The 21,103-nt window shown below is 55.9% G+C and carries 20 protein-coding genes; 6 read left to right on the top strand and 14 right to left on the bottom strand.

Going from position 1 to position 21,103, the window contains the following annotated elements; genetic code table 11:
• Positions 1-376: 376 nt before the first annotated feature.
• From LQK91_RS09060 to LQK91_RS09045, 4 genes are all read right to left on the bottom strand, one after another.
• Entirely contained in the window at positions 377-856 is a 480-nt protein-coding gene (locus LQK91_RS09060) for a YbjN domain-containing protein (RefSeq protein WP_003849273.1), read from the bottom strand.
• A gap of 87 nt (positions 857-943) precedes the next feature.
• Complete coding sequence (rimK, locus tag LQK91_RS09055) at positions 944-1,846, bottom strand: 30S ribosomal protein S6--L-glutamate ligase (RefSeq protein WP_003849271.1); 903 nt, start codon at positions 1,844-1,846, stop codon at positions 944-946.
• A 20-nt stretch (positions 1,847-1,866) separates the two neighbouring features.
• Positions 1,867-2,589, bottom strand: coding sequence for an oxygen-insensitive NADPH nitroreductase (gene nfsA / locus LQK91_RS09050; RefSeq protein WP_003849269.1), 723 nt, complete (start codon positions 2,587-2,589; stop codon positions 1,867-1,869).
• A gap of 16 nt (positions 2,590-2,605) precedes the next feature.
• Positions 2,606-2,857 (bottom strand): DUF1418 family protein, encoded by a 252-nt coding sequence (locus LQK91_RS09045; protein WP_003849267.1) that lies wholly within the window; start codon positions 2,855-2,857, stop codon positions 2,606-2,608.
• Positions 2,858-3,112: 255 nt separating this feature from the next.
• On the opposite strand from LQK91_RS09045, the gene LQK91_RS09040 reads away from it, so the two are divergent.
• Positions 3,113-3,376, top strand: coding sequence for a GrxA family glutaredoxin (locus LQK91_RS09040; RefSeq protein WP_003849263.1), 264 nt, complete (start codon positions 3,113-3,115; stop codon positions 3,374-3,376).
• Between the two features lie 88 nt (positions 3,377-3,464).
• Here the strand turns inward: LQK91_RS09040 and ybjM are convergent, their stop codons facing one another.
• Positions 3,465-3,830, bottom strand: coding sequence for an inner membrane protein YbjM (gene ybjM, locus LQK91_RS09035; protein ID WP_003849260.1), 366 nt, complete (start codon positions 3,828-3,830; stop codon positions 3,465-3,467).
• 258 nt (positions 3,831-4,088) lie between these two features.
• On the opposite strand from ybjM, the gene LQK91_RS09030 reads away from it, so the two are divergent.
• Positions 4,089-5,777, top strand: coding sequence for an aspartate:alanine antiporter (locus tag LQK91_RS09030; protein WP_003849258.1), 1,689 nt, complete (start codon positions 4,089-4,091; stop codon positions 5,775-5,777).
• Positions 5,778-6,080: 303 nt separating this feature from the next.
• On the top strand, positions 6,081-6,686 hold the full coding sequence (gene ybjG, locus LQK91_RS09025; RefSeq protein ID WP_003849253.1) for an undecaprenyl-diphosphate phosphatase: 606 nt from the start codon (positions 6,081-6,083) through the stop codon (positions 6,684-6,686).
• Positions 6,687-7,104: 418 nt separating this feature from the next.
• Here ybjG and LQK91_RS09020 read toward each other — a convergent pair whose 3' ends face one another.
• Positions 7,105-8,307, bottom strand: coding sequence for a serine hydrolase (locus LQK91_RS09020; RefSeq protein ID WP_039659304.1), 1,203 nt, complete (start codon positions 8,305-8,307; stop codon positions 7,105-7,107).
• Positions 8,308-8,579: 272 nt separating this feature from the next.
• Here LQK91_RS09020 and LQK91_RS09015 point away from each other — a divergent pair, with 272 nt between their 5' ends.
• Entirely contained in the window at positions 8,580-9,236 is a 657-nt protein-coding gene (locus LQK91_RS09015; RefSeq protein WP_003852323.1) for an HAD family hydrolase, read from the top strand.
• 138 nt (positions 9,237-9,374) lie between these two features.
• Here LQK91_RS09015 and LQK91_RS09010 read toward each other — a convergent pair whose 3' ends face one another.
• The 8 genes from LQK91_RS09010 to LQK91_RS08975 all read right to left on the bottom strand — a co-directional run bounded on the left by LQK91_RS09010 (position 9,375) and on the right by LQK91_RS08975 (position 18,401).
• Positions 9,375-10,511: a PQQ-dependent sugar dehydrogenase gene (locus LQK91_RS09010; protein ID WP_105099358.1), complete on the bottom strand. Its 1,137-nt coding sequence runs from the start codon at positions 10,509-10,511 to the stop codon at positions 9,375-9,377.
• 118 nt (positions 10,512-10,629) lie between these two features.
• On the bottom strand, positions 10,630-11,265 hold the full coding sequence (locus LQK91_RS09005; RefSeq protein ID WP_003852320.1) for a carbonic anhydrase: 636 nt from the start codon (positions 11,263-11,265) through the stop codon (positions 10,630-10,632).
• A 395-nt stretch (positions 11,266-11,660) separates the two neighbouring features.
• Entirely contained in the window at positions 11,661-12,110 is a 450-nt protein-coding gene (locus tag LQK91_RS09000; RefSeq protein ID WP_003852318.1) for a DUF4385 domain-containing protein, read from the bottom strand.
• Positions 12,107-13,012 (bottom strand): glutathione ABC transporter permease GsiD, encoded by a 906-nt coding sequence (gene gsiD, locus LQK91_RS08995; RefSeq protein ID WP_003852316.1) that lies wholly within the window; start codon positions 13,010-13,012, stop codon positions 12,107-12,109. Before gsiD ends, LQK91_RS09000 begins: the two co-directional genes overlap by 4 nt.
• On the bottom strand, positions 13,009-13,938 hold the full coding sequence (gsiC, locus tag LQK91_RS08990; RefSeq protein WP_003852314.1) for a glutathione ABC transporter permease GsiC: 930 nt from the start codon (positions 13,936-13,938) through the stop codon (positions 13,009-13,011). Before gsiC ends, gsiD begins: the two co-directional genes overlap by 4 nt.
• Before the next feature lie 47 nt (positions 13,939-13,985).
• Positions 13,986-15,521 carry a glutathione ABC transporter substrate-binding protein GsiB gene (gsiB, locus tag LQK91_RS08985; RefSeq protein ID WP_105099359.1) on the bottom strand — a complete coding sequence of 512 codons (1,536 nt, stop codon included), beginning with the start codon at positions 15,519-15,521 and terminating at the stop codon, positions 13,986-13,988.
• Between the two features lie 54 nt (positions 15,522-15,575).
• Positions 15,576-17,432, bottom strand: a complete 1,857-nt coding sequence (locus LQK91_RS08980) for a dipeptide ABC transporter ATP-binding protein (protein ID WP_105099360.1) — start codon at positions 17,430-17,432, stop codon at positions 15,576-15,578.
• Between the two features lie 9 nt (positions 17,433-17,441).
• Positions 17,442-18,401: an isoaspartyl peptidase/L-asparaginase family protein gene (locus LQK91_RS08975; protein WP_003852309.1), complete on the bottom strand. Its 960-nt coding sequence runs from the start codon at positions 18,399-18,401 to the stop codon at positions 17,442-17,444.
• 256 nt (positions 18,402-18,657) lie between these two features.
• Here LQK91_RS08975 and moeA point away from each other — a divergent pair, with 256 nt between their 5' ends.
• Complete coding sequence (gene moeA, locus LQK91_RS08970) at positions 18,658-19,893, top strand: molybdopterin molybdotransferase MoeA (protein WP_039659277.1); 1,236 nt, start codon at positions 18,658-18,660, stop codon at positions 19,891-19,893.
• Positions 19,894-20,652: a molybdopterin-synthase adenylyltransferase MoeB gene (gene moeB, locus LQK91_RS08965; protein ID WP_105099361.1), complete on the top strand. Its 759-nt coding sequence runs from the start codon at positions 19,894-19,896 to the stop codon at positions 20,650-20,652.
• Positions 20,653-21,103 lie beyond the last annotated feature (451 nt).

Raw genomic sequence — 21,103 nt, 5'->3', positions numbered from 1 at the left:
ATCCTCCTGAGCGGGTCATTACAACGCTGCAAATCAGAGATCCCTGCATTGCGTTCCGGACAAAACGTCAGTGACACAATGAATCATTATTCAGCGGGAGTTTAATAGCAAAAACCTATAGCTGAGACGCAGTTACGCGCCTGTTACAGCCCCGCAAGCATAGCCCCACCCGTCATGCTGTACCAGACCTCAGCGTAAAAAACGCCTAAAACCGATATTTTATGCATGTTTAAGCTATGAGGTTCGGCTTTGATGGCATAAACCACGACAAATATCTGGCGTTAAAGGGCAAAGTGCAGAATAAAAAAAGGCGGCGGCGGATAGCGGGCATAAAAAAGCCGTCTCAGGGACGGCTTAGTGGGCGACCCTGTCGGGCTTAGTGCAGCACAGAATGGACGCTGGTCACCGGAACGTGCTCTTCTTCTTCGCCCACAATCAGCAAATTGTTGGCAAAGGCTTCCAGAATGACCATGGAGATCTGCTCTTCACTCTGCTTCATAAAGTGTGAGAACTGACCAAACGTTAATCCTGCCGTGGTGGTCATTGACTGACAGACAATGAGCTTCGGCAGATTATCATCCTGAATGTCGATAAATGCTTTCACCGTCAGTGAACTGGCATTGATTTGCGACAAATCGCCGACCAGCGGAATCAGCGCCGTTGGCTTCACTTCAGCCAGCGCCGAAAACAGAATGACGTTGTCGACCAGATCGATTTTGGCGTCAAACACCCCATCAAAGTTTTGCATGTGAGGCAGATGAAGTGCCTGACAGGCATCGCATTCGAACCAGGTGATATTTTGCTGATCCAGCCAGCGACGCAGCAGGTCGATATCCGGAACGACAAGAGAATCCATCGTAAAATCCCAGTGGGGTGATAAACAGGCGACTTAGCTTACGGAAAAATGCGCGGCGATGCCACGAAAACTGCTGAAAAGCGCGCGTCAGCCAGCGGTTTTAGGACGGAGCCCGGGGATAGCCTGCTGCTCGATCCGCTGGATCATTAACGCGGCGATGTTAAGGTCGCTGCTGGTTTCGATGCCCTCCAGACCTGGCGAGGCGTTAACTTCCATCACCAGTGGGCCACGATGAGCGCGCAGAATATCGACGCCCGCCACTTCCAGTCCCAGTGTGGCTGCCGCTTTCACGGCCATCTGCCGCTCCTGTGAGGTGATCTCGACGGGATACGCTTTGCCACCACGATGCAGGTTGGAACGAAAATCGCCCTCCTTCGCGACACGCTCAATCGCGGCCACGACCTGATTGCCGATCACCAGACAGCGAATGTCACGTCCCTGCGCTTCTTTAATAAACTCCTGCACCAGAATATGGGCATTCAGGCCGCGAAAGGCATCAATAACACTCTCTGCCGCCTGACGTGTTTCGGCCAGCACGACACCAATGCCCTGGGTTCCTTCTACCAGCTTGACCACCAGCGGTGCGCCGCCCACCATGGCAATCAAATCATCGGTATCATCGGGCGAAGAGGCAAAGCCGGTCACCGGCATATCGATGCCTTCTCGTGCCAGCAGCTGCAGCGAGCGCAATTTGTCACGGGTGCGGGTAATGGCGGCGGACTCATTCAGCGGATAGCTGCCACACATTTCAAACTGCCGCAGTACCGCCGCGCCATAAAAAGTGATGGCGTTACCAATGCGCGGGATAACGGCATCGAAATGACCCAGCGGTTCACCACAATAGTGAACCGCTGGCGAGGCAGGATTGATATTCATATAGCAGGAGAGCGGATCGATGACCTGTACTTCGTGGTCGCGCGCAGCGGCCTCATCACGCAATCGTCGGCTGGAATAGAGCGTTTCGTCACGTGACAGGATGGCTATCTTCATCGCTGCTCTCCCTTTCTGAATTAACGCGTGGCCCAGCCCTGTTGATGCAGATAATCGAGCATAAACGGACGCGTCTCTTTAATGATCAGCCGCTGGATTAGCTCGCTCCAGGTTTCACTACGCTGGTTACTGTCGCGCTGCTGATAATAGAGTTCTGTGCGGCTATCGTATTCTGCCAGCACCGCCGGATCCAGTGGCTGATAGCGATTCTCATGTACCAGCATCGCATGTGGCATACGCGGTTTAACGTCCGGCTTCGATTCCGGATGACCCAGGCAGAAACCAAACAGCGGCAGCACAAACTTCGGCAGGCCAAGCAGTTCAGTTACTTCTGCAATACTGTTACGAATCCCGCCGATAAAGACGCCGCCCAGATCCAGCGATTCCGCTGCGACCATGGCATTCTGTCCCATCAGCGCGGTGTCGACGCAGCCCAGCAGCAACTGCTCGGCACGGCCCAGTTGTGCATCCGGGCAAATCTGCAGGTGGCGATTAAAGTCCGCGCAGAAAATCCAGAACTCAGGCGCATCTGCGACCCACGTCTGCCCGCCGGTCAGCGTTACCAGCTTGTCACGCAGCGCTTTGTCGGTGATACGGATAATAGAGGAGCACTGTAAAAAGCTGGATGTGGACGCCGATTGCGCCGAATTAATAATCGCTTCACGCTGCTCTTCGCTGACCGGCTGGTCAGTAAAGGCGCGGATCGAACGGTGGCTGCACAGTAAATCAATGGTCGGTGTCATAAAGTCTCCAGCAAAATTATCTTTTTTTATCAATCTGATTGAACAGCTGTGGTGCTATCGCTTTCGCGGTGCGCCACATTAACAGCCAGGCAGCAGGCAGCATCAGAACCACGCCAGCGATGAACAGCACAGTGGCCAGCGTTTTAACGTCAGCCATGTCTGGCAGCGGAAGCCAGTGGTTGATCAGCAGCAGCGCGCCTAAAATCAACAGGCCACCTGCCGCCTCCATCACCACCACAAACCGGGGCAATCTGGCTACACTCTGCATCACATCCTCCTGCCTTAGCGGCTTACTGAGCGTCAATTATGGTCAACAACCCAAAAATTGCGCGGGATATAGAGGCCGCTGCTGCGAAAAAGCCCCTGTTTCAGATGCTTCCTGAACGCGCGGCAATAGCGTGCGGGCATCAGACTAACAGGCAAATCCTGCTTTCCTTAAGCGATACGAGCGGGCATGATGGTGCCCATTCTCTGTTTCGTTATGTGACATACATCACATAATAGTCGCTGCAAGGAGTTCTTTATGATTGCTGTTATTTTTGGTCGTCCGGGCTGTCCTTACTGTGTGCGTGCCCACGAACTGGCCGATAAACTGACCGCTGAGCGCGATGATTTTAGCTACCAGTACGTTGATATTAACGCAGAAGGCATTACAAAAGCCGATCTGGAAGCCAGCGCCGGTAAACCGGTCAGCACCGTCCCACAGATTTTCGTGGACGAAAAACATATCGGTGGCTACACCGAGTTCGCTGCATGGACTAAAGAGAATCTGGGATTTGTCGCGTAAGCGCAAAGGGCCGGAATGAAAAAGGCGAGGCAGAAAATTCTGTCTCGCCTTTTTTGCTCTCTGGCTGTGGGAAATCAAACGGCACCCTTCAGTTGAGTGACGCCATGACAATCTGCATCAATCGCACCAGCAATGCCCCGCAACCTGCCCAGAACAGGGCGCTCAGGCTCCAGGCCACTAAAAAGAATCCGCTACTGTGAATAAACAGGCTGTTGTTTAACAGCAGTGCTGCCAGTAACGTTCCCCAGAGTCCCATCAGCAGCGTGCTTTTTAGCGGGCTTTCCACCTGCATCAACGCCATCACAATACCGGGCAACATAAAGAGCAGTAATTCGGGCTGACCACGAAGCGGGCCGGGACCGACTTGCCAGAAACGACAGGTAAAAACAAACACCAGACTATACAACACCACGCCGCACAGGCGGGTTGTCCAGAGATAAGAGCGCTGCGGCATACTACCCCACTGATTAAAAATAACCCCGACAATAACCTGCTGATATCCCTGATGCGTTCAGATGGAAATAAAAAGAAACAGTTCGTTGTGGCAACGAATGAAAACAGCCAATGGCTGAGAAAGATAATTGTGATTAGAATAGCGCCGCGGTAAAGGTTCCATTTACAGCATTGATACAACAGAACCTCAACGGCCTGCTCACGATAACGAAAAACAGGCTACTCTTCAATAGCTTACATGTAAACAAGAAGTTAAACAGTGAATATTAACGTCGCAGGATTGTTAAGCGGAAATGACATTTTGTTATTATTTGTCGTTTTAGCGCTTGGCCTTTGTCTGGGTAAGTTGCGTCTTGGCTCCGTTCAGCTGGGAAATTCGATTGGCGTATTAGTCGTTTCGCTCTTATTAGGCCAGCAACACTTCACGATCAATACCGATGCATTGAGCCTGGGCTTTATGCTGTTTATTTTTTGTGTCGGCGTTGAAGCCGGTCCCAACTTTTTTTCCATTTTCTTCCGCGACGGCAAAAATTATTTCATGCTCGCCATCGTCATGGTGGTCAGCGCACTGCTGCTGGCGCTGGGGCTGGGCAAACTCTTTGGCTGGGATATTGGCCTCACCGCTGGCATGCTGGCCGGTTCGATGACCTCAACGCCGGTACTGGTCGGCGCGGGTGATACCCTGCGACAAAGCATCACCGATCCAAAGCAGCTCGCACTCATGCAGGATCAGCTGAGCCTCGGCTATGCCGTAACCTATCTGATTGGCCTGGTGAGTCTGATTTTTGGCGCACGCTACCTGCCCCGTCTGCAACATCAGGATCTGCCCACCTGTGCCCAGCAAATTGCCCGGGAACGCGGTCTGGATGCGGACAGCCAGCGCAAAGTCTTTCTTCCCGTCATTCGCGCCTATCGCGTGGGCGCGGAACTGGTGGCGTGGAGCGGGGGCAAAAACCTGCGTGAACTGGGCATCTATCGTCAGACCGGTTGCTACATTGAGCGTATTCGCCGCAACGGTATTCTCGCCAGTCCCGATGGGGATGCGGTACTGCAGCTGGGTGATGATATCTCGCTGGTCGGCTATCCCGACGCACATGCCCGGCTCGACCCCAGCTTTCGTAATGGTAAAGAGGTGTTTGACCGCGATCTGCTGGATATGCGCATCGTAACCGAAGAGATCGTGGTGAAGAACCATAATGCGGTAAACAAGCGCCTGAGCAAGTTAAACCTCACCGATCACGGCTGCTTCCTGAACCGGGTGATACGCAGTCAGATTGAGATGCCGATCGATGACAGCATCATACTGAACAAAGGTGATGTGCTGCAGGTCAGCGGTGAGGCACGACGGGTCAAAAGTGTGGCCGATCGCATTGGTTTCATCGCGATTCACAGTCAGATGACCGATCTTTTAGCTTTCTGCGCCTTCTTTATCGTGGGTCTGATGATTGGCCTGATTACTTTCCAGTTCAGCAATTTCAGTTTTGGTATTGGTAACGCAGCGGGTCTGCTGTTCGCCGGTATCATGCTCGGCTTCCTCCGTGCCAACCATCCGACCTTTGGGTATATTCCGCAGGGCGCGCTGACGATGGTGAAAGAGTTCGGGCTGATGGTGTTTATGGCGGGAGTAGGATTAAGCGCTGGCAGCGGCATTAATCACGGCCTGAGCAGTGACGGTGCCCTGATGCTACTTTGCGGCCTGCTGGTGAGCCTGATTCCGGTGATCATCTGCTATCTGTTTGGTGCCTATGTGTTGCGGATGAACCGCGCCCTGCTGTTTGGTGCCATCATGGGTGCGCGAACCTGTGCACCGGCCATGGAGATTATCAGTGATACCGCACGCAGCAATATTCCGGCGCTGGGGTATGCCGGAACCTATGCCATTGCCAACGTATTGCTCACGCTGGCGGGGACACTGATTGTGATCATCTGGCCAATTTTGCCTTTATAAAATTTTTTTGCCTGCGTCCAGAACTTTATAGTTAAGCGATAGTCATAATAAGTGCCACTGCTTTTCTTTGAAATCCCCAAATTGTGGAGCCCGCTGGTCTTTTTCCTGGCGGGTTTTTTTATGCCCTTTTTTCCTCCCTGCGCCACTCACCAGCACCACAAACTGACCCGAAACGGTCATAAAACTTAAACAGTTGTGCAACTCATTATCAGATTCGGAGCCTTTCCGTAGACGAATTGCGTCTTAAAAAGCAGGATGGTGCGCTGTTAAGTTAGCTATTTGTGCTGAGGAATGTATCCCGAAATGGAAGAGCTGAACCACTCACTGTTTACTGCCATCAATGCCACTCCGGCGTCACCCGCCTGGTTAATACACCTCGCGACCTTTATTGCCAAAGACCTGATTGCCATTGTGCCGCTGTTAATTGTGGCGATGTGGCTCTGGGGACCGCGCGATCAGGTTTCTTCACAACGGGCGCTGGTTCTGAAAACCGGTATGGCGCTGATTTATGCGCTGGCAATCTCCTGGTGTGTCGGCCATCTGCTGCCGCATCCCCGCCCTTTTGCCATTGGTTACGGCTATCAGTTCCTGCACCACGCCGCCGATGACTCCTATCCCAGCGATCACGGCACCACGATTTTCACCTTTGCGCTGGCCTTTATCTTCTGGCATCGCCTCTGGTCGGGCGTAGTGCTGATGATAGGGGGTTGCGCTATCGCCTGGTCGCGGGTCTACCTGGGCGTTCACTGGCCAATGGATATGCTGGGTGGGTTCCTGGTGGGTCTGCTGAGTTGTCTGGCGTCGCATCTGGCGTGGCAGTTCTATGGCGAGCGGATGCTGGCAGTGATCAACCCGCTCTATCGGGCGCTGTTTGCCGTACCGATTCGTAAAGGCTGGACGCAGGATTAAAAAGGGACATGTTAGCGTTCCTGAGATTGCTGACAAAGTCTGGACTGGTTGCTGTAAGACTGAGCCTGCACAGGAAACACGCTCGGATCGGAAAGACGCAAAAACTGCCATCCATGGCTCGCTCCGCCCGCGCGATTACGCCCCTCATCCCTGAGGGGCGCCCGTAAAGGGGCCAACGCGTTGCGTTGTTCAAAAACGCTCCCGGCGTTTTTAGTACGCCCCTCATCCCTGAGGGGCGCCCGTAAAGGGGCCAACGCGTTGCGTTGTTCAAAAACGCTCCCGGCGTTTTTGTCCATGGCGCGGGACGCTTGCCTCCTTTGACCGTGTTCCCTGCACGTTAAGCTAATTCATTGCTGCCAGATGCATCCTGATTTGGGTTTGCCAGCAGTCAGCAGGGACGCCTCAGCGTCCCTCAGACTTATGAAAACCACTTCCCGAACCAGCCGTTGAACTTCATCATCACGAAATCAATCATCCGGCTGAAGAAGCCGCCTTCCGGCACGTCCTGCAGCACCACCAGCGGACGCTGCTCAATCGTTTTGCCATCCAGCTGGAAGTCGATGGTGCCGACCACCTGATTCTTCTTCAGCGGCGCTTCAAGCTGCGGCGCATTGAGTTTGAAACTCGCCTTCAGGTTCTTCATCTGCCCTTTTGGAATGGTCAGTGCGGCATCTTTCGCCACGCCCAGATTCACCTGACTCTTGTCACCAAACCAGACCCGCTGCTGCGCAAACGGCGCATCCGCTTTTATCGGTGTTACTGTTTCAAAGAAACGGAAGCCCCACGTCAGCAGCTTTTCACTTTCACGAAAACGAATCGCATCGCTGGCGGTGCCGAGCACTACAGAGATCAGACGCATATCGCCCTCGGTCGCCGAAGCCACCAGGTTATTACCGGCACCAGAGGTATGGCCGGTTTTAACGCCATCCACTTTGAGGTTAGTGCTCCACAACAGACGGTTGCGGTTGATCTGGCGAATATTGTTAAAGGTGAACTCTTTCTCTTTATTCAGGGCGTACTCTTCAGGCACATCGCGGATCAGCGCCTGAGCAATCAGCGCCATATCCCGCGCAGTGCTGTACTGCCCTTCTGCATCCAGACCATGCACCGTCATAAAGTGGGTGTTCTGCAGTCCCAGCGCCTTCACGTAGTTATTCATCAGGCCGATGAACGAATCCTGACTGCCTGCCACATAATCCGCCAGCGCGATACAGGCATCATTACCGGACTGAATCACAATTCCTTTATTCAGCTCATGCACCGGAATGCGGTCGCCAGGCTTGAGGAACATCAGCGAAGAGCCGCGCAGCTTAGGATTGCCAGTCGCCCAGGCATCCTGTCCGACGGTGACCAGATCATCCGGTTTGATTTTGCCTGCTTTAATTGCCTGACCCACTACGTAGCTCGTCATCATCTTAGTCAGACTGGCGGGATCGAGACGCTGATCGGCACTGGATTCAGTCAGCACTTTACCGCTGGCGTAGTCGATCAGAATCCACGCTTTAGCATCAATGCCGGGCGCGGCGGGAGCCTGCTCAGCAAAAACGCTGATGGGGGCAAGAATCAGTAATGAGGTGGCAGCAAAGTGCCGCAGGCGAGATGAGAAGCGAGTGTTTGTCATGAGCTTGGCCGGATTGTCCTTGTTAAATCGAAATTCCAGGGGCAGAAAATTCTCACTCAAACGCTACCCCCTGACGGCAGTGAAAAAAACCGTCGAATCGTAAAGTTTTTTAGAGTTTAGTAGAGTAACCCTGGCATAAACGCCGCGCGCGTGCCCCTTTTTTCCGATTCTGTCGCCACCAAAACTGCGTGAAATTCCGATTTTTCGCAGAAGAGTTAAGCCCGTCACAAATATCAGCTAACCTGAACGCCAGTCAGCCGAGGAGACCGACCATGGACTTAGCCCTTTTTGATCTTGATGAAACACTCATTTGTGAAGACAGCACCAGCCTGTGGCTGCGCTGGCTGGTATCACAGGGATTTGCTCCCAGCGAACTGATTGATCAGGAACAGGCATTAATGAATCAGTATTATGCCGGTACGCTGTCGATTGAAGAGTATATGAATAAGACGCTCTCACCGCTGGCGGGCATGGCGACGCTGACCGTTGAAGGCTGGGTGCGTCGCTTCATTCAGCGCGACATCCTGCCTCGTGTCTATCCGGCCGCCCGCGAGCGGATCGAATGGCATCGGGCGCGCGGCGACCGGGTGATGATCATCTCTGCCAGCGGCGAGCATCTGGTGGTGCCGATTGCTGAGAAACTCGGAGCCTGCGGCGCGCTGGCGATTGGTGTTGAAATCGTGGACGAGCGTTACAGCGGCAACACCTACGGCACCATGACCTATAAAGAGGGCAAAGTGACCCGACTGGGTGACTGGAAAGCGCTGCAGCAGCAGGAGCACTTTGAGCGCACCTGGGCCTACAGTGATTCAATGAACGACCTGCCGCTCCTGGAGCAGGCCGATCATGCCCATGTCATCAACCCGGATGCGCAGCTACACCAGGAAGCGTTAAACCGTGGATGGCAGGTTTATCACTGGGCTCGCTGATTCAGCGTCGTGTCCATCGGGCGTAATTTTTGCAGACAGCCTGGGCGCCGAACAATCGGAACGCACATGGAGTACGCGAGGGTTGCGAGCAGAGCCAGGTGCAGACTGAAAAATTAACTCACCTGATGGACAAGGTTTTTAGCCGCGGGATGCGCCAGCGTCCTGCGCTAATCCCACTCTCAACAGCTTGCCATTGGCCTCATCGGTCAGCACATAGAGATAGCCATCCGGCCCCTGTCGCACATCACGAATCCGCACATTCTGATCCCCCAGCAGCCGCTGCTCCTCCACCACTTTTTCGCCGTTAATACTCAGACGAATCAGGTTTTTCTCTTTCAGTGCACCGATGAATAGCGAGTTTTTCCACTGGGGAAAACGGGCGCTGTTATAAAACGCCATGCCGCTGATAGCCGGAGAAACTTTCCAGTGATACAGCGGCTGTTCGGTGCCCGCGACATGAGTGCCTTTTGACTCCGGCACGTTGTCGCCATTGTAGTCAATGCCGTACGTCGCCAGCGGCCAGCCGTAATTCTTGCCCCGGGCCATGATATTCACTTCATCGCCGCCTCGCGGGCCATGCTCGTTTTCCCATATCATGCCGGTCCAGGGGTTAAGCGCCAGTCCCTGCGGATTACGCAGACCATAGGCCCAGATTTCTGGCCGTGCGCCGGCCTTTTTCACAAACGGGTTATCGTCAGGCACGCTGCCATCAGCATTCAGCCGCAGCAGCTTGCCCTGAAGCTTATCGAGATCCTGCGCCGCACTGCTGACAAAATTATCGCCGAATGCAATCCAGAGATAACCCTGGGTATCAAAGGCCAGCCGGGTGCCGATATTGTTGCCGCTGGAGAGCATCGGCGTCTGCCGAATCACCTCACGAAAATCGCTGAGCTGCCGGTTATCCTGGCTCAGCGTCCCGACGCCCACTACCGCGCCCGCTTTGCCGCTGCTGTTCGCCTCGGTGTAGCTCAGCCAGACGCGACGGCTGGTCGCAAAATCGGGTGCCAGCACCACGTCCAGCAAACCACTCTGCCGTTGTGCCCAGACTGTCGGCACCCCTTTGATTGGCTGCGACAGACCGCTCTCCGGGCTCCAGCTGCGCAACTGTCCGCTACGTTCGGTAATCAGCAGGGTTTTGTTGTCGGGCAGAAAGGCAACGGACCATGGATGTTGTAACTTATCCTGTAATACCTCAACTTTCACGTCAGCGGCAAACAGCGGCGAAGCGCAGAATAGCGCGCTACTCAGCAGCAGAGCGGTCGAAAAACGGGACATAGGGATCTCCTGACAGGATGGCTTGACCTTAAGCGTAGTCATCCGTCGCGGGGTGAACCTGAGGATTTACAAAAGATTAAACAGGAAACCCGCTGCAGGACGCAGCGGGTGAAAGGCATTACTCGAAACAGGTATCCGGATTATCCGACAGGGTGATGAACTGCTTGCCACCCTGGGTCAGCGCCATAATGGTGCCGCTTTCGATATCGTAGACCCAGCCGTGCAGACGCAGCTTGCCATTACGCAGGGCAACGGAGACCGACGGATGGGTTTTCATGTTGTTGAGCTGGGCGATAACGTTCTCTTTGACCATTTCGTTCAGCTTCTTCTCTGGCGAGTCATACTGACGCTGCTCAACCACCGCTTTTGCCGCATCGGCATAACGCAGCCAGTGCTCAACCGCTGGCATGGTATCCATGCAGGCGCAGGAGGCGATGGCATTCATGGCACCACAGTTAGAGTGACCACAGATGATGATGTCGGAGACACCCAGTGCGACAACCGCATATTCGATAGTGGCAGAGACACCGCCTGGCTCCGGGCCGAATGAGGGAACGATGTTGCCCGCATTGCGGATAACGAACAGCTCTCCTGGCTCCTGCTGTGTTACCAGTTCAGGCACCAGACGGCTGTCTGAACAGGAGATGAACAGCGCTTTCGGATTTTGATTTGACGCCAGGCTTTTGAAAAGATCCTTCCTTTCAGGAAACACATTCTGCTGGAAATTCAGAAATCCGTTGATGATCTCTTTCATTATTTAGCTCTCACATTATCCATTTCATTACCTGAGGAGCATAGCCTCCTCAGTGGGGTTTGCTGGTTTATTATTAATGAAAACAAGTGAATATCAACCCGAGTTTTGCAGTCAGCCCTGGACCATCGCCACTGTCAGCGTTTCGCTTATCGGTCAGCCAGAAGCATCCTGGTTGATTTCTTTTTATAGCACGGGAAGTTACTGGAAAAGGTAACGTTTGATCCGTCTGCTTTTTTTACCTGAGATCGCGCTCCGCTTTTACGCGTTTTTTCACTACTTTACGCACGACATAGCAGGTGGACGTACTTTCACTTTTACGTCAGCGGATGTGGCACACGCTGGAGGGCCGCCTGAACCGCAATGCTGCGCGACAGGCCGCCGGGGGGAATCAGCACTCAGCCATACTGTTGCTGATGCGCTTTTTTACGTTTCAGATAGTCCTCATCTTCCCGAAGTTTATCCCAGTACGCTTTGAAAATGGCCGCCGCTGCGGCTTTCTCTTCGTTGACGCCGCGCGGCAGCTCTTTGCCGTCTGCGTCATACTTGCGTCCGCCTTTATGATTGCTGTAGCGACGCGCTCGGGTATACCCCATCTGGATAAATTTGCGCGCCATATCCATACCGACAAAATCATCCTGACGCCGGTAATCCTCAAACAGCGCCATGATTTTCTCAGCCGACTCTTCAGCAATGGGGACAGTGCGAAAACGCCAGTGCGGCAGAATTTCGCTCTTATAAGGCTCGACCATCAGCACACCCTGCTCGCCTCGCCCGACCTGATAACGCTCGGGATGCTGGCGGAAATCAATCGTGCTGAAGTCCTGATCATAATCGAAAGGTTTCATCTCTTTAGTTTAGGATCAAGTGCGTCACGCAGCCCGTCTCCCAGTAAATTAAATGCCAGAACCGTGAAGAAAATGGCCAGACTGGGGAAAATCGCTACATGAGGCGCAATCACCATGTCGGCCCGCGCCTCATTCAGCATCGCGCCCCACTCCGGTGTGGGCGGTTGTGCACCCAGCCCCAGAAACGACAGGCTGGCAGCGGTGATGATCGAAGTGCCGACCCGCATGGTGAAATAGACCACAATCGGCGATACCGTACCGGGCAGGATATGCCGCATCAGAATGGTCCAGTCAGACGCGCCAATACTGCGTGCTGACTCAATATAGGTCTGATGCTTCAGCACCAGCGTATTGCCGCGCACCAGGCGGGCAAAGGCGGGAATACTGAAGATAGCCACCGCCACAATCACGTTGCTCATGCCGCTGCCCATGATCGCCACCACCGCAATTGCCAGCAGGATGCCGGGAAACGCGAACAGCACGTCACAGATGCGCATGGTAATGCGGTCCCACCAGCCTTCGTAATACCCGGCAAGCAGCCCAAACAGCGTGCCAATCAATGCGCCGATCACCACCGAAAAGAAACCGGCAATCAGGGAAATACGCGTCCCGACCAGCACCCGGCTGAAAATATCACGACCCAGCGAATCGACACCAAACAGGTGAATCAGGGACGGGCCCTCATTGAGCCGGTCATAATCGAAGTAGTTCTCTGCGTCGAACGGCGCAATCCACGGAGCGATAACCGCCAGCACAATCAGCAGCAGTACAAACGCGCCGGCCAGCAGCGCCACCGGCTGCTGCCGGAAGCGCCGCCAGAACTCTCGCCATGGCGTACGAACCCGGTTCTCCGCAATCAGCGGCATTGTTTTCAGGGCCGCTTCACGTCGCCAGTTTTTCATCGCGACTCCTTAAAGCGAATAGCGGGATTGATCACCGCATAGAGCATGTCGACAAACAGATTGATCAGAATAAACTCCAGTGAAAACAGCAGCACCTCTGCCTGAATAACCGGATAGTCGCGCATCGCCACCGAGTCGACCAGCAGACGGCCCAGTCCCGGCCAGTTAAACACCACTTCGACGACGATCGATCCCCCCAGCAGAAAACCAAACTGCAGCCCCATCATCGTCACCACCGGGATCATCGCGTTGCGAAGGCCGTGTTTCACCACCACCAGCGACTCGCGTACCCCTTTAGCCCTGGCGGTGCGCATGTAATCTTCCTGCATCACCTCCACGAACGACGCGCGGGTAAAGCGTGCCATTACCGCCGCCACCGCCGCACCTAAGGTGATCGAGGGCAGAATGTAATGTTTCCAGCTGTCAGCACCGACGGTTGGCAGCCAGCCCAGCTCCACTGAGAAGACCTGCATCAGCAGCATGCCCAGCGCAAAGGCGGGAAACGAGATGCCCGATACCGCCAGCGTCATCCCCAGCCTGTCAGGCCAGCGGTTGCGCCAGACAGCCGAAACAATGCCGATGGTCATGCCAAAAATCACCGCCCAGATCATGCTGGCCAGCGTCAGCCACAGGGTCGGCATAAAGCGCGAGGCGATCTCATCCGCAACCGGCCGCTTTGAGACCATCGACTGGCCGAAATCACCCTGCAGCGCATTCAGCATAAAGTGCCAGAACTGTTGCGGCAGCGGCTGATCCAACCCCAGTTCCTGACGCACCAGCGCCACCACGGAGGCATCAGCTTCCGGCCCGGCAATCAGGCGTGCCGGATCGCCCGGCAGCATATGAACAAACAGGAACACCAGCACTGCCACTATCAGCAGCGTTGGAATCAGCCCCAACAGTCGTTTAAGAAAATAGTTAAACATGCAACATCCTGCAGCTGCGGCCAGCCACGCAGGCTTGGCCGGCTCCGTTACTTCAGAGTGGCCTCATCAAAATTGAATGAGGTATCGGGCATCACATAAAAACCGCTGAGGTTTTTGCTGTTGGCAGAAACCAGCTGCTCCACCACCAGCGGGATCCACGGATGGTCCTGCCAGATGGTGTCCTGCGCATCTTTATACAAGCGCGCTTTCTCTGCACGGTCAGTGGTTTTCAGCGCATCGGCCAGATCTTTATCCACCTTAGGATTGCTGTAAAACGCCGTGTTAAAGATCGCCGGTGGCCAGGCTGCGGTAGCAAACAGTGGCGTCAGCGCCCAGTCTGCTTCGCCCGTTGAAGCGGACCAGCCGGTGTAGAACATCCGCACGCCGCTCTCTTTCTGGCCCTTGCCTTCCACTTCTGCGGCACGCTGGCCCGCATCCATCGCCGTGACTTTCACCTTCACGCCAACCTGCGCCAGCTGCTGCTGAGTGAACTGCAACACTTTCTGCGCGGTGCTGTGGTTATGTGATGACCAAAGCGTAGTTTCAAACCCGTTCGGATAACCCGCCTCTTTCAGCAACGCACGGGCTTTGGCTGGATCGTAGCTGATGGCCGGATAGGTCTGCGCAAAGTCGACGGCAGGCGGCACGATGCCGGTAGCGGGCGTGGCGTAACCGGAGAAAGCCACCTTCGCCAGCGCCTGACGGTTGATGGCATATTCCAGCGCCTCACGTACCTTCGGGTTGTCGAACGGCTTCTGAGTGACGTTGAGGCTGATGTAACGCTGCATAATGGAAGGTGAGGTCACCACATCCAGCTTGCTGTTCTTTTCCAGCAGTTTCACCTGCTCATAAGGCACCGGGAAGGCAAAGTTTGCTTCGCCGGTCTGCAGCATCGCCGCACGGGTGTTGTTGTCCACCACCGGACGCCAGGTGATGCTGTCCAGCTTCGGATAGCCCGGCTTCCAGTAACCGTCCCACTTCTTCACTTTCACATAATCGGTCTGGTTCCAGGTTTCAAACACAAACGGGCCGGTTCCTACCGGATGGAAACCAATCTCTTTGCCATATTTTTTCAGCGCGGCTGGCGAAATCATCGCCGCCGCCGGATGGGCCAGGTTGTTGATAAAGGCAGAGAACGGCTCTTTCAGCGTCACTTTTACCGTCGTCGGATCCACGACTTCCGTACTGGCGATGCGTTTAAACAGGTTGTAGCGCTTGAGATGGTTATCCGGGTTGCTGGCACGATCGAGGTTGACCTTGACCGCTTCCGCATTGAAATCCGTGCCATCCTGGAACTTCACGCCAGGACGCAGCTTGATGGTATACGTCAGGCCGTCGGCGCTGGCCTGATAGCTCTCTGCCAGCACGTTAGTCAGTTTCATATCCTTATCGAAGCCAAACAGACCCTGATAGAAGGATTTCGCGACCGCCTGCGACAGTGTGTCATTGGCGTCATAGGGATCGAGCGTGGTGAAGTTGGACGCGACGGCAATCACCGCATCCTGTGCTGCCCAGGCGGGCAATGTCATTGCGCTGCTTAACACGCCAGCTGCCAGTAACCCTTTACGCATAGTCATCTGCATCTTGTTCTCCTGTAATCCCTGTCGGGTTGGTCGCCGGGGCGACATTGTCACTGTTCAGGTCGCGCTGATAATGTGGCGGGCGACGAAATGGCCCGGAGCCACCTCCATCAGCGGCGCCACTTCAGGTTCATCCCCTAACGCATGGATCGGGCTGGGGATCTCATCGACCAGTAAGGCGCGTTCACGACGCCGGTGAGCCGGATCGGCGACCGGCACCGCTGCCATGAGTTTTCGGGTGTAGGGATGCTGAGGCTGTTCAAACACCGCCTGACGCGGCCCCATCTCGACAATCTGACCGAGATACATCACCGCCACGCGGTGGCTGATACGCTCCACCACCGCCATATCGTGGGAAATAAACAGGAATGCGATGCCAAACTCGCGCTGCAGGTCGAGCATCAGATTAATAATCTGCGCCTGAATCGACACATCCAGCGCCGAGACGGACTCGTCGGCAATCACCACTTTGGGGTTCAGCGCCAGCGCGCGGGCTATACAGATGCGCTGACGCTGCCCGCCAGAAAATTCATGCGGATAACGCTGAGCATGTTCCGGCAGCAGTCCCACTTTATCCAGCAACCAGGCAACGCGCTGCTCCGCCTCGCGACGCGGCATCGCCTTGTGGACCAGCAGCGGCTCCATAATGGAGAAGCCGACCGTCAGCCGGGGATCCAGCGAGGCGTAGGGATCCTGGAAGATAAACTGAATATCACGCCGCAGATGGGCCAGCGCGGCACCGGAGAGATGATCTATTCGCTGGCCGTCAAACGTCAGCGTGCCGCCCTGACTGGCCACCAGCTTCAGCAGCGAGCGGCCGGTGGTCGATTTACCACAGCCAGACTCCCCCACCAGTGCAAGCGTCTCACCGGCATAGAGATCAAAACTGACTTTTTCGACGGCATGAACCCGGCTTTTAACCCGATTCAGCAGACCACCGCGAATATCAAAGCGGGTGACCAGATCGCGCACCTGCAAAATCGGCGGCTGCAGGCGGCGTACCGTATCCTGCGGCACATCATCAACGGCATCACTGTGCAGCAAGGGGAATTTGGCGGGCAAAGGCTGTCCCTGCATCGAGCCGAGCTTTGGCACCGCCGCCAGCAGCGCCTGGGTATAGGGCTGCTGTGGTGCGCTGAACAGCTCGGCGACCGGAGCATTTTCCACTACTTCGCCGCGATACATCACCTGAACCCGGTCGGCCATCTCGGCGACCACGCCCATATCGTGAGTGATAAAAATCACCCCCATCTGCATCTCTTTTTGCAGCACGCGGATGAGCTGCAGAATCTGCGCCTGAATGGTGACGTCAAGCGCGGTGGTCGGTTCATCGGCAATCAGTAACGCCGGCTTGCAGCAGAGCGCCATCGCAATCATCACGCGCTGGCGCATCCCACCCGACAACTGATGCGGAAAGCGGGATAAGACATTCTGCGCATCGGGAATGCGCACCAGATCCAGCATCCGGCGCGCCTCTGCCAGCGCCCCGGCGTGGCTCAGGCCCTGGTGCAGACGAATGGATTCGGCAATCTGCTCGCCCACGGAGAAGACCGGATTCAGTGAGGTCATCGGCTCCTGAAAGATCATCGCCATATCCGCGCCGCGCACCCGGCGCATCTGACCTTTTGAGGCGCGCATCAGATCCAGCACGTCGCCGTTGCGACGGCGCAATTGCACTTCTCCGCTGACGATTCCGCCCGCCTGCTCAATCAGTCTCATCAGCGCCAGCGAGGTGACCGATTTCCCCGAACCTGACTCCCCCACCAGCGCCAGCGTTTCGCCCCGAAACAGATCGAGTGACAAATGACGCACCGCATCCGTGACGGTGTCTTCGTGCTGAAAACGCACATTGAGATCGCGCACCGCGAGTACCTGTTCAGGGGCCAGCGGCGGTAACGTTTGCCTGTCGCTCATCACTGCTCCTTAACTTTCGCGATATATCGCGACGTCCGCCGCTTCGCCGACGCGCCCAACACCCCGATACATGCCTTCGCTGTTAAACGGCAGCGCCACGTTACCTGCACGATCCACCGCAATCAGCCCGCCGCTGCCACCCAGTTCCAGCACACTGTCATGAATGACATTAACCGTAGCCTGCTGCAGCGAACGTCCGGCGTAGCGCATCTGCGCAGCCACATCGTAGGCCGCCAGCGTGCGCATAAAGACTTCACCGGTGCCGGTACAGGAGACGGCCACGCTGTCGTTGCTGGCGTAGCAGCCCGCACCCGGTAGCGGTGAGTCGCCGACCCGCCCGGCCTGTTTATTGGTCATACCGCCCGTTGAGGTAGCTGCAGCCAGGTTGCCTGCCAGATCCAGCGCGACGGCGCCTACCGTACCGAACTTGCGGTCCGGATCGAGCGGGTCGTCGCTGTGCGCGGCACCATCGTGGTCCAGCACCGCGGTATCGCTGTTCAGCGCGCGCTGCAACTGCTCCCAGCGTTCCGGCGTTGAGAAGTAATCTTGTGCAACCATTTCCAGCCCGTTCGCTACGGCAAACTGCTCTGCACCCTCGCCGATAAACAGCACATGCTCGCTTTTTTCCAGCACGGCACGTGCCGCCAGCACCGGATTACGCACCCGCGTCACGCCCGCGACCGCGCCCACATCCAGCGTACGCCCATCCATGATGCAGGCATCAAGTTCATGAGTGCCCTGATGGGTGAACACCGCGCCTTTACCGGCGTTGAAAAGTGGACACTCCTCCAGCAGTCGCACGGCCTCCGTCACCGCATCCAGTGCGCTGCCACCCTGAGCCAGTATCTGCTGACCCTGAGTAACAATATCGTGTAGCGCCTGACGATAGTGTTGTTCTTTTTCAGCGCTCATTGCTGCGCGCGAAATTGCACCCGCGCCGCCGTGAATGGCGATCACTGCATTGACCATAACGCTTTACCCTGTGGTTGCATCAGGACGAAAAACACTGATTTAAAATGGTTTTCACCCATTTTGGGTGATTTTTGACTATAGAAAGCCTGCTAAGTGTTGTAAAGCGGAAACTGTTCCTGTGGTTATAACCTTTTCTTACCACCCTGATTCATTTTTGCCATAACAACCGGCGCGTCTGACCGACACCGATGTGACTCAGCGGCTAATCCGACTCATAATAGGCAGCATCTGAGTTAACCAGGCTGGACTGTTTATGGAAAGTTTTACTGCAGGTTTGATCTCCCTTGAGGAGGCGCAACAAAAAATGCTGTCACAGCTGACGCCCGTTACCGACTCACTGAGCGTGTCGCTGGCCGACGCGGTCGGCCGCATCACGGCAAAAGCCGTCACCTCCCCGATCGCCGTGCCGCCCTTTGATAACTCTGCGATGGATGGCTACGCCGTCAGGCTGGCCGATGTCAGCAGCGGCCAGCCGTTACCCGTCGCGGGCAAAGCCTTTGCGGGCGCGCCGTTCAGCGGTGAGTGGCCGCAAGGCAGCGTGATTCGCATCATGACCGGTGCCCCAGTGCCCGCAGGCTGTGAAGCGGTGGTGATGCAGGAACAGACCGAATCTCAGGGCGATGCGATTGTGATTACCGCGCCCGTGCGTCCAGGACAAAACATCCGCCTGACCGGCGACGACATTCAGCCAGGTCATGTGGTGCTGGAAGCGGGAACACGTCTGGGTGCCGCCGAGCTGCCGCTGCTGGCTTCGCTGGGTATCGCGCAGGTGAGCGTGCTACGTAAACTGCGGGTCGCTATCTTCTCCACCGGTGATGAGCTTCAGCCGGTCGGTGAGCCGCTGGCAGAGGGCCAGATTTACGACACTAACCGTTTTGCGGTCTCGCTGATGCTGCATAAGCTCAACTGTGAAGTCATCGACCTTGGCATCATCAAAGATGATCCTGCTGCCCTTCGCGCCGCATTTGAGGAAGCCGATCGGCAGGCGGATGTGGTGATCAGCACCGGCGGCGTCTCGGTCGGCGAAGCGGACTTCACTAAAAATATGCTGGAAGAGCTGGGCGCGATTAGTTTCTGGAAACTGGCGATTAAGCCTGGCAAGCCATTTGCCTTTGGTCGTCTTAACAGCAGCTGGTTCTGCGGTCTGCCCGGCAATCCGGTCTCCGCCGCCGTGACCTTCTATCAGCTGGTACAGCCGCTGCTTGCCACCCTTACCGGCCAGCAAAAATCCGCCTTGCCGCCCCGCCAGAAAGTGCGCAGCGCCTCGCGACTGAAAAAGTCGCCGGGCCGCCTCGACTTCCAGCGCGGCATCCTGCGCCAGAACGCACAGGGTGATCTGGAGGTGGAGACGACCGGAATGCAGGGTTCACACGTCTTCAGCTCTTTTGCCCAGGCGAACTGTTTCATCGTGCTGGAACGTGAACGCGGAAACGTTGAGCCGGGCGAATGGGTTGAGGTAGAACCGTTCAACGCCTTGCTGGAGGCATAAATGGTGCCTGAATTAAGCGATGAGGAGATACTGCGTTACAACCGGCAGATTGTCCTGCGCGGCTTTGATTTCGACGGTCAGGAGCGGCTCAAAGCGAGTCATGCGCTGGTTGTCGGGCTGGGAGGACTCGGCTGCGCCGCCGCGCCCTATCTGGCGTCTGCGGGCGTCGGCAACATGACACTGCTCGACTTCGATACCGTGTCGCACTCTAATCTGCAACGGCAGATTCTGCACCATGATGTGGATATTGGCCGCGCCAAAGTGGACTCTGCCGCGCAAAGCCTGGCCGCTATCAATCCGCACTGCCTGCTGCATCCGGTCAATGGACAGCTGGAGGACGCAGCGCTGCTGGCGTTGATTGCCCGGCAGCAGGTGGTGCTGGACTGCACCGACAATGTTGCGGTGCGTGAGCAGCTTAACCGGCTCTGTCGGCAGCAGCGGGTTCCTCTGGTCTCGGGCGCCGCAATTCGGATGGAAGGTCAGATCAGCGTATTTAACTGGCAGCCCGGCACGCCCTGCTATCGCTGCATCAGCCGCCTGTTTGGCGAACAGACCCTGAGTTGCGTGGAAGCGGGCGTCATGGCCCCGCTGGTTGGCGTCATTGGTGCAATGCAGGCGATGGAAGGGATTAAAGTACTGACCGCCTTTGGCACACCCGCCACCAGCCGGTTGCTGATGTACGATGCGATGAGCGCGGAGTTCCGCAGCATGAAAGTCGCGCAGGACGCGCACTGTGAAGTGTGTGGCGGTGGAGATTAACCTTCTGCAGATATCCGTTCGCAGACAGCTCAAAACTTAAAGCGAAGGGAGCATACGCCTGTAGCAAAGCATCGCGCCGCCCGGATAAAAACGCCGGGAGCGTTTTTTGAACAACGCAATGCGTTGGCCGGGTTACGAGCGCACCTCAGGGATGAGGTGCGTAATCGCCCGCGCTGAGCATGCCAGTGACGGGGTCTTTTGTGTCTTTGCGAAACACGTATGCTCCCTGAAGCCCGCTCAGCTGATAAGAGTGTGAATGCTTAGCGATCAGATTGAGATCTGCTTCAGGAACACGGGCAGATCGGAAAGTCGCTTAAACCATCCATGGATGCTCGGCCCACGCCGTCCATGGCGTGGGACGCTTTCCTCCTCTGCCCGTGTTCCCTGTGCCTTGAGCATTTGCGTTGCTGTCAGATAACCTATGAGCGTGGCAATCAGCCCAACCCACACC

Origin of the sequence: Pantoea sp. MHSD4, assembly GCF_021043305.1 — a bacterium.
GTDB classification, from domain to species: domain Bacteria; phylum Pseudomonadota; class Gammaproteobacteria; order Enterobacterales; family Enterobacteriaceae; genus Pantoea; species Pantoea eucalypti.
This window is presented reverse-complemented; position numbering and strand designations above follow the sequence as displayed.

Bases quoted from the DNA above. Each gene is read 5' to 3' on its own strand.
- gsiC (WP_003852314.1), bottom strand. From the start codon at position 13,938: ATGTTTAACTATTTTCTTAAACGACTGTTGGGGCTGATTCCAACGCTG.
- LQK91_RS09020 (WP_039659304.1), bottom strand. From the start codon at position 8,307: ATGACAAACACTCGCTTCTCATCTCGCCTGCGGCACTTTGCTGCCACC.
- LQK91_RS09005 (WP_003852320.1), bottom strand. From the start codon at position 11,265: ATGAAAGAGATCATCAACGGATTTCTGAATTTCCAGCAGAATGTGTTT.
- gsiD (WP_003852316.1), bottom strand. From the start codon at position 13,012: ATGAAAAACTGGCGACGTGAAGCGGCCCTGAAAACAATGCCGCTGATT.
- moeB (WP_105099361.1), top strand. From the start codon at position 19,894: ATGGTGCCTGAATTAAGCGATGAGGAGATACTGCGTTACAACCGGCAG.
- LQK91_RS09040 (WP_003849263.1), top strand. From the start codon at position 3,113: ATGATTGCTGTTATTTTTGGTCGTCCGGGCTGTCCTTACTGTGTGCGT.
- LQK91_RS09000 (WP_003852318.1), bottom strand. From the start codon at position 12,110: ATGAAACCTTTCGATTATGATCAGGACTTCAGCACGATTGATTTCCGC.
- LQK91_RS09015 (WP_003852323.1), top strand. From the start codon at position 8,580: ATGGACTTAGCCCTTTTTGATCTTGATGAAACACTCATTTGTGAAGAC.
- rimK (WP_003849271.1), bottom strand. From the start codon at position 1,846: ATGAAGATAGCCATCCTGTCACGTGACGAAACGCTCTATTCCAGCCGA.
- ybjG (WP_003849253.1), top strand. From the start codon at position 6,081: ATGGAAGAGCTGAACCACTCACTGTTTACTGCCATCAATGCCACTCCG.
- moeA (WP_039659277.1), top strand. From the start codon at position 18,658: ATGGAAAGTTTTACTGCAGGTTTGATCTCCCTTGAGGAGGCGCAACAA.
- nfsA (WP_003849269.1), bottom strand. From the start codon at position 2,589: ATGACACCGACCATTGATTTACTGTGCAGCCACCGTTCGATCCGCGCC.
- LQK91_RS09060 (WP_003849273.1), bottom strand. From the start codon at position 856: ATGGATTCTCTTGTCGTTCCGGATATCGACCTGCTGCGTCGCTGGCTG.
- LQK91_RS08980 (WP_105099360.1), bottom strand. From the start codon at position 17,432: ATGAGCGACAGGCAAACGTTACCGCCGCTGGCCCCTGAACAGGTACTC.
- LQK91_RS09045 (WP_003849267.1), bottom strand. From the start codon at position 2,857: ATGCAGAGTGTAGCCAGATTGCCCCGGTTTGTGGTGGTGATGGAGGCG.
- ybjM (WP_003849260.1), bottom strand. From the start codon at position 3,830: ATGCCGCAGCGCTCTTATCTCTGGACAACCCGCCTGTGCGGCGTGGTG.
- gsiB (WP_105099359.1), bottom strand. From the start codon at position 15,521: ATGCAGATGACTATGCGTAAAGGGTTACTGGCAGCTGGCGTGTTAAGC.
- LQK91_RS09010 (WP_105099358.1), bottom strand. From the start codon at position 10,511: ATGTCCCGTTTTTCGACCGCTCTGCTGCTGAGTAGCGCGCTATTCTGC.
- LQK91_RS08975 (WP_003852309.1), bottom strand. From the start codon at position 18,401: ATGGTCAATGCAGTGATCGCCATTCACGGCGGCGCGGGTGCAATTTCG.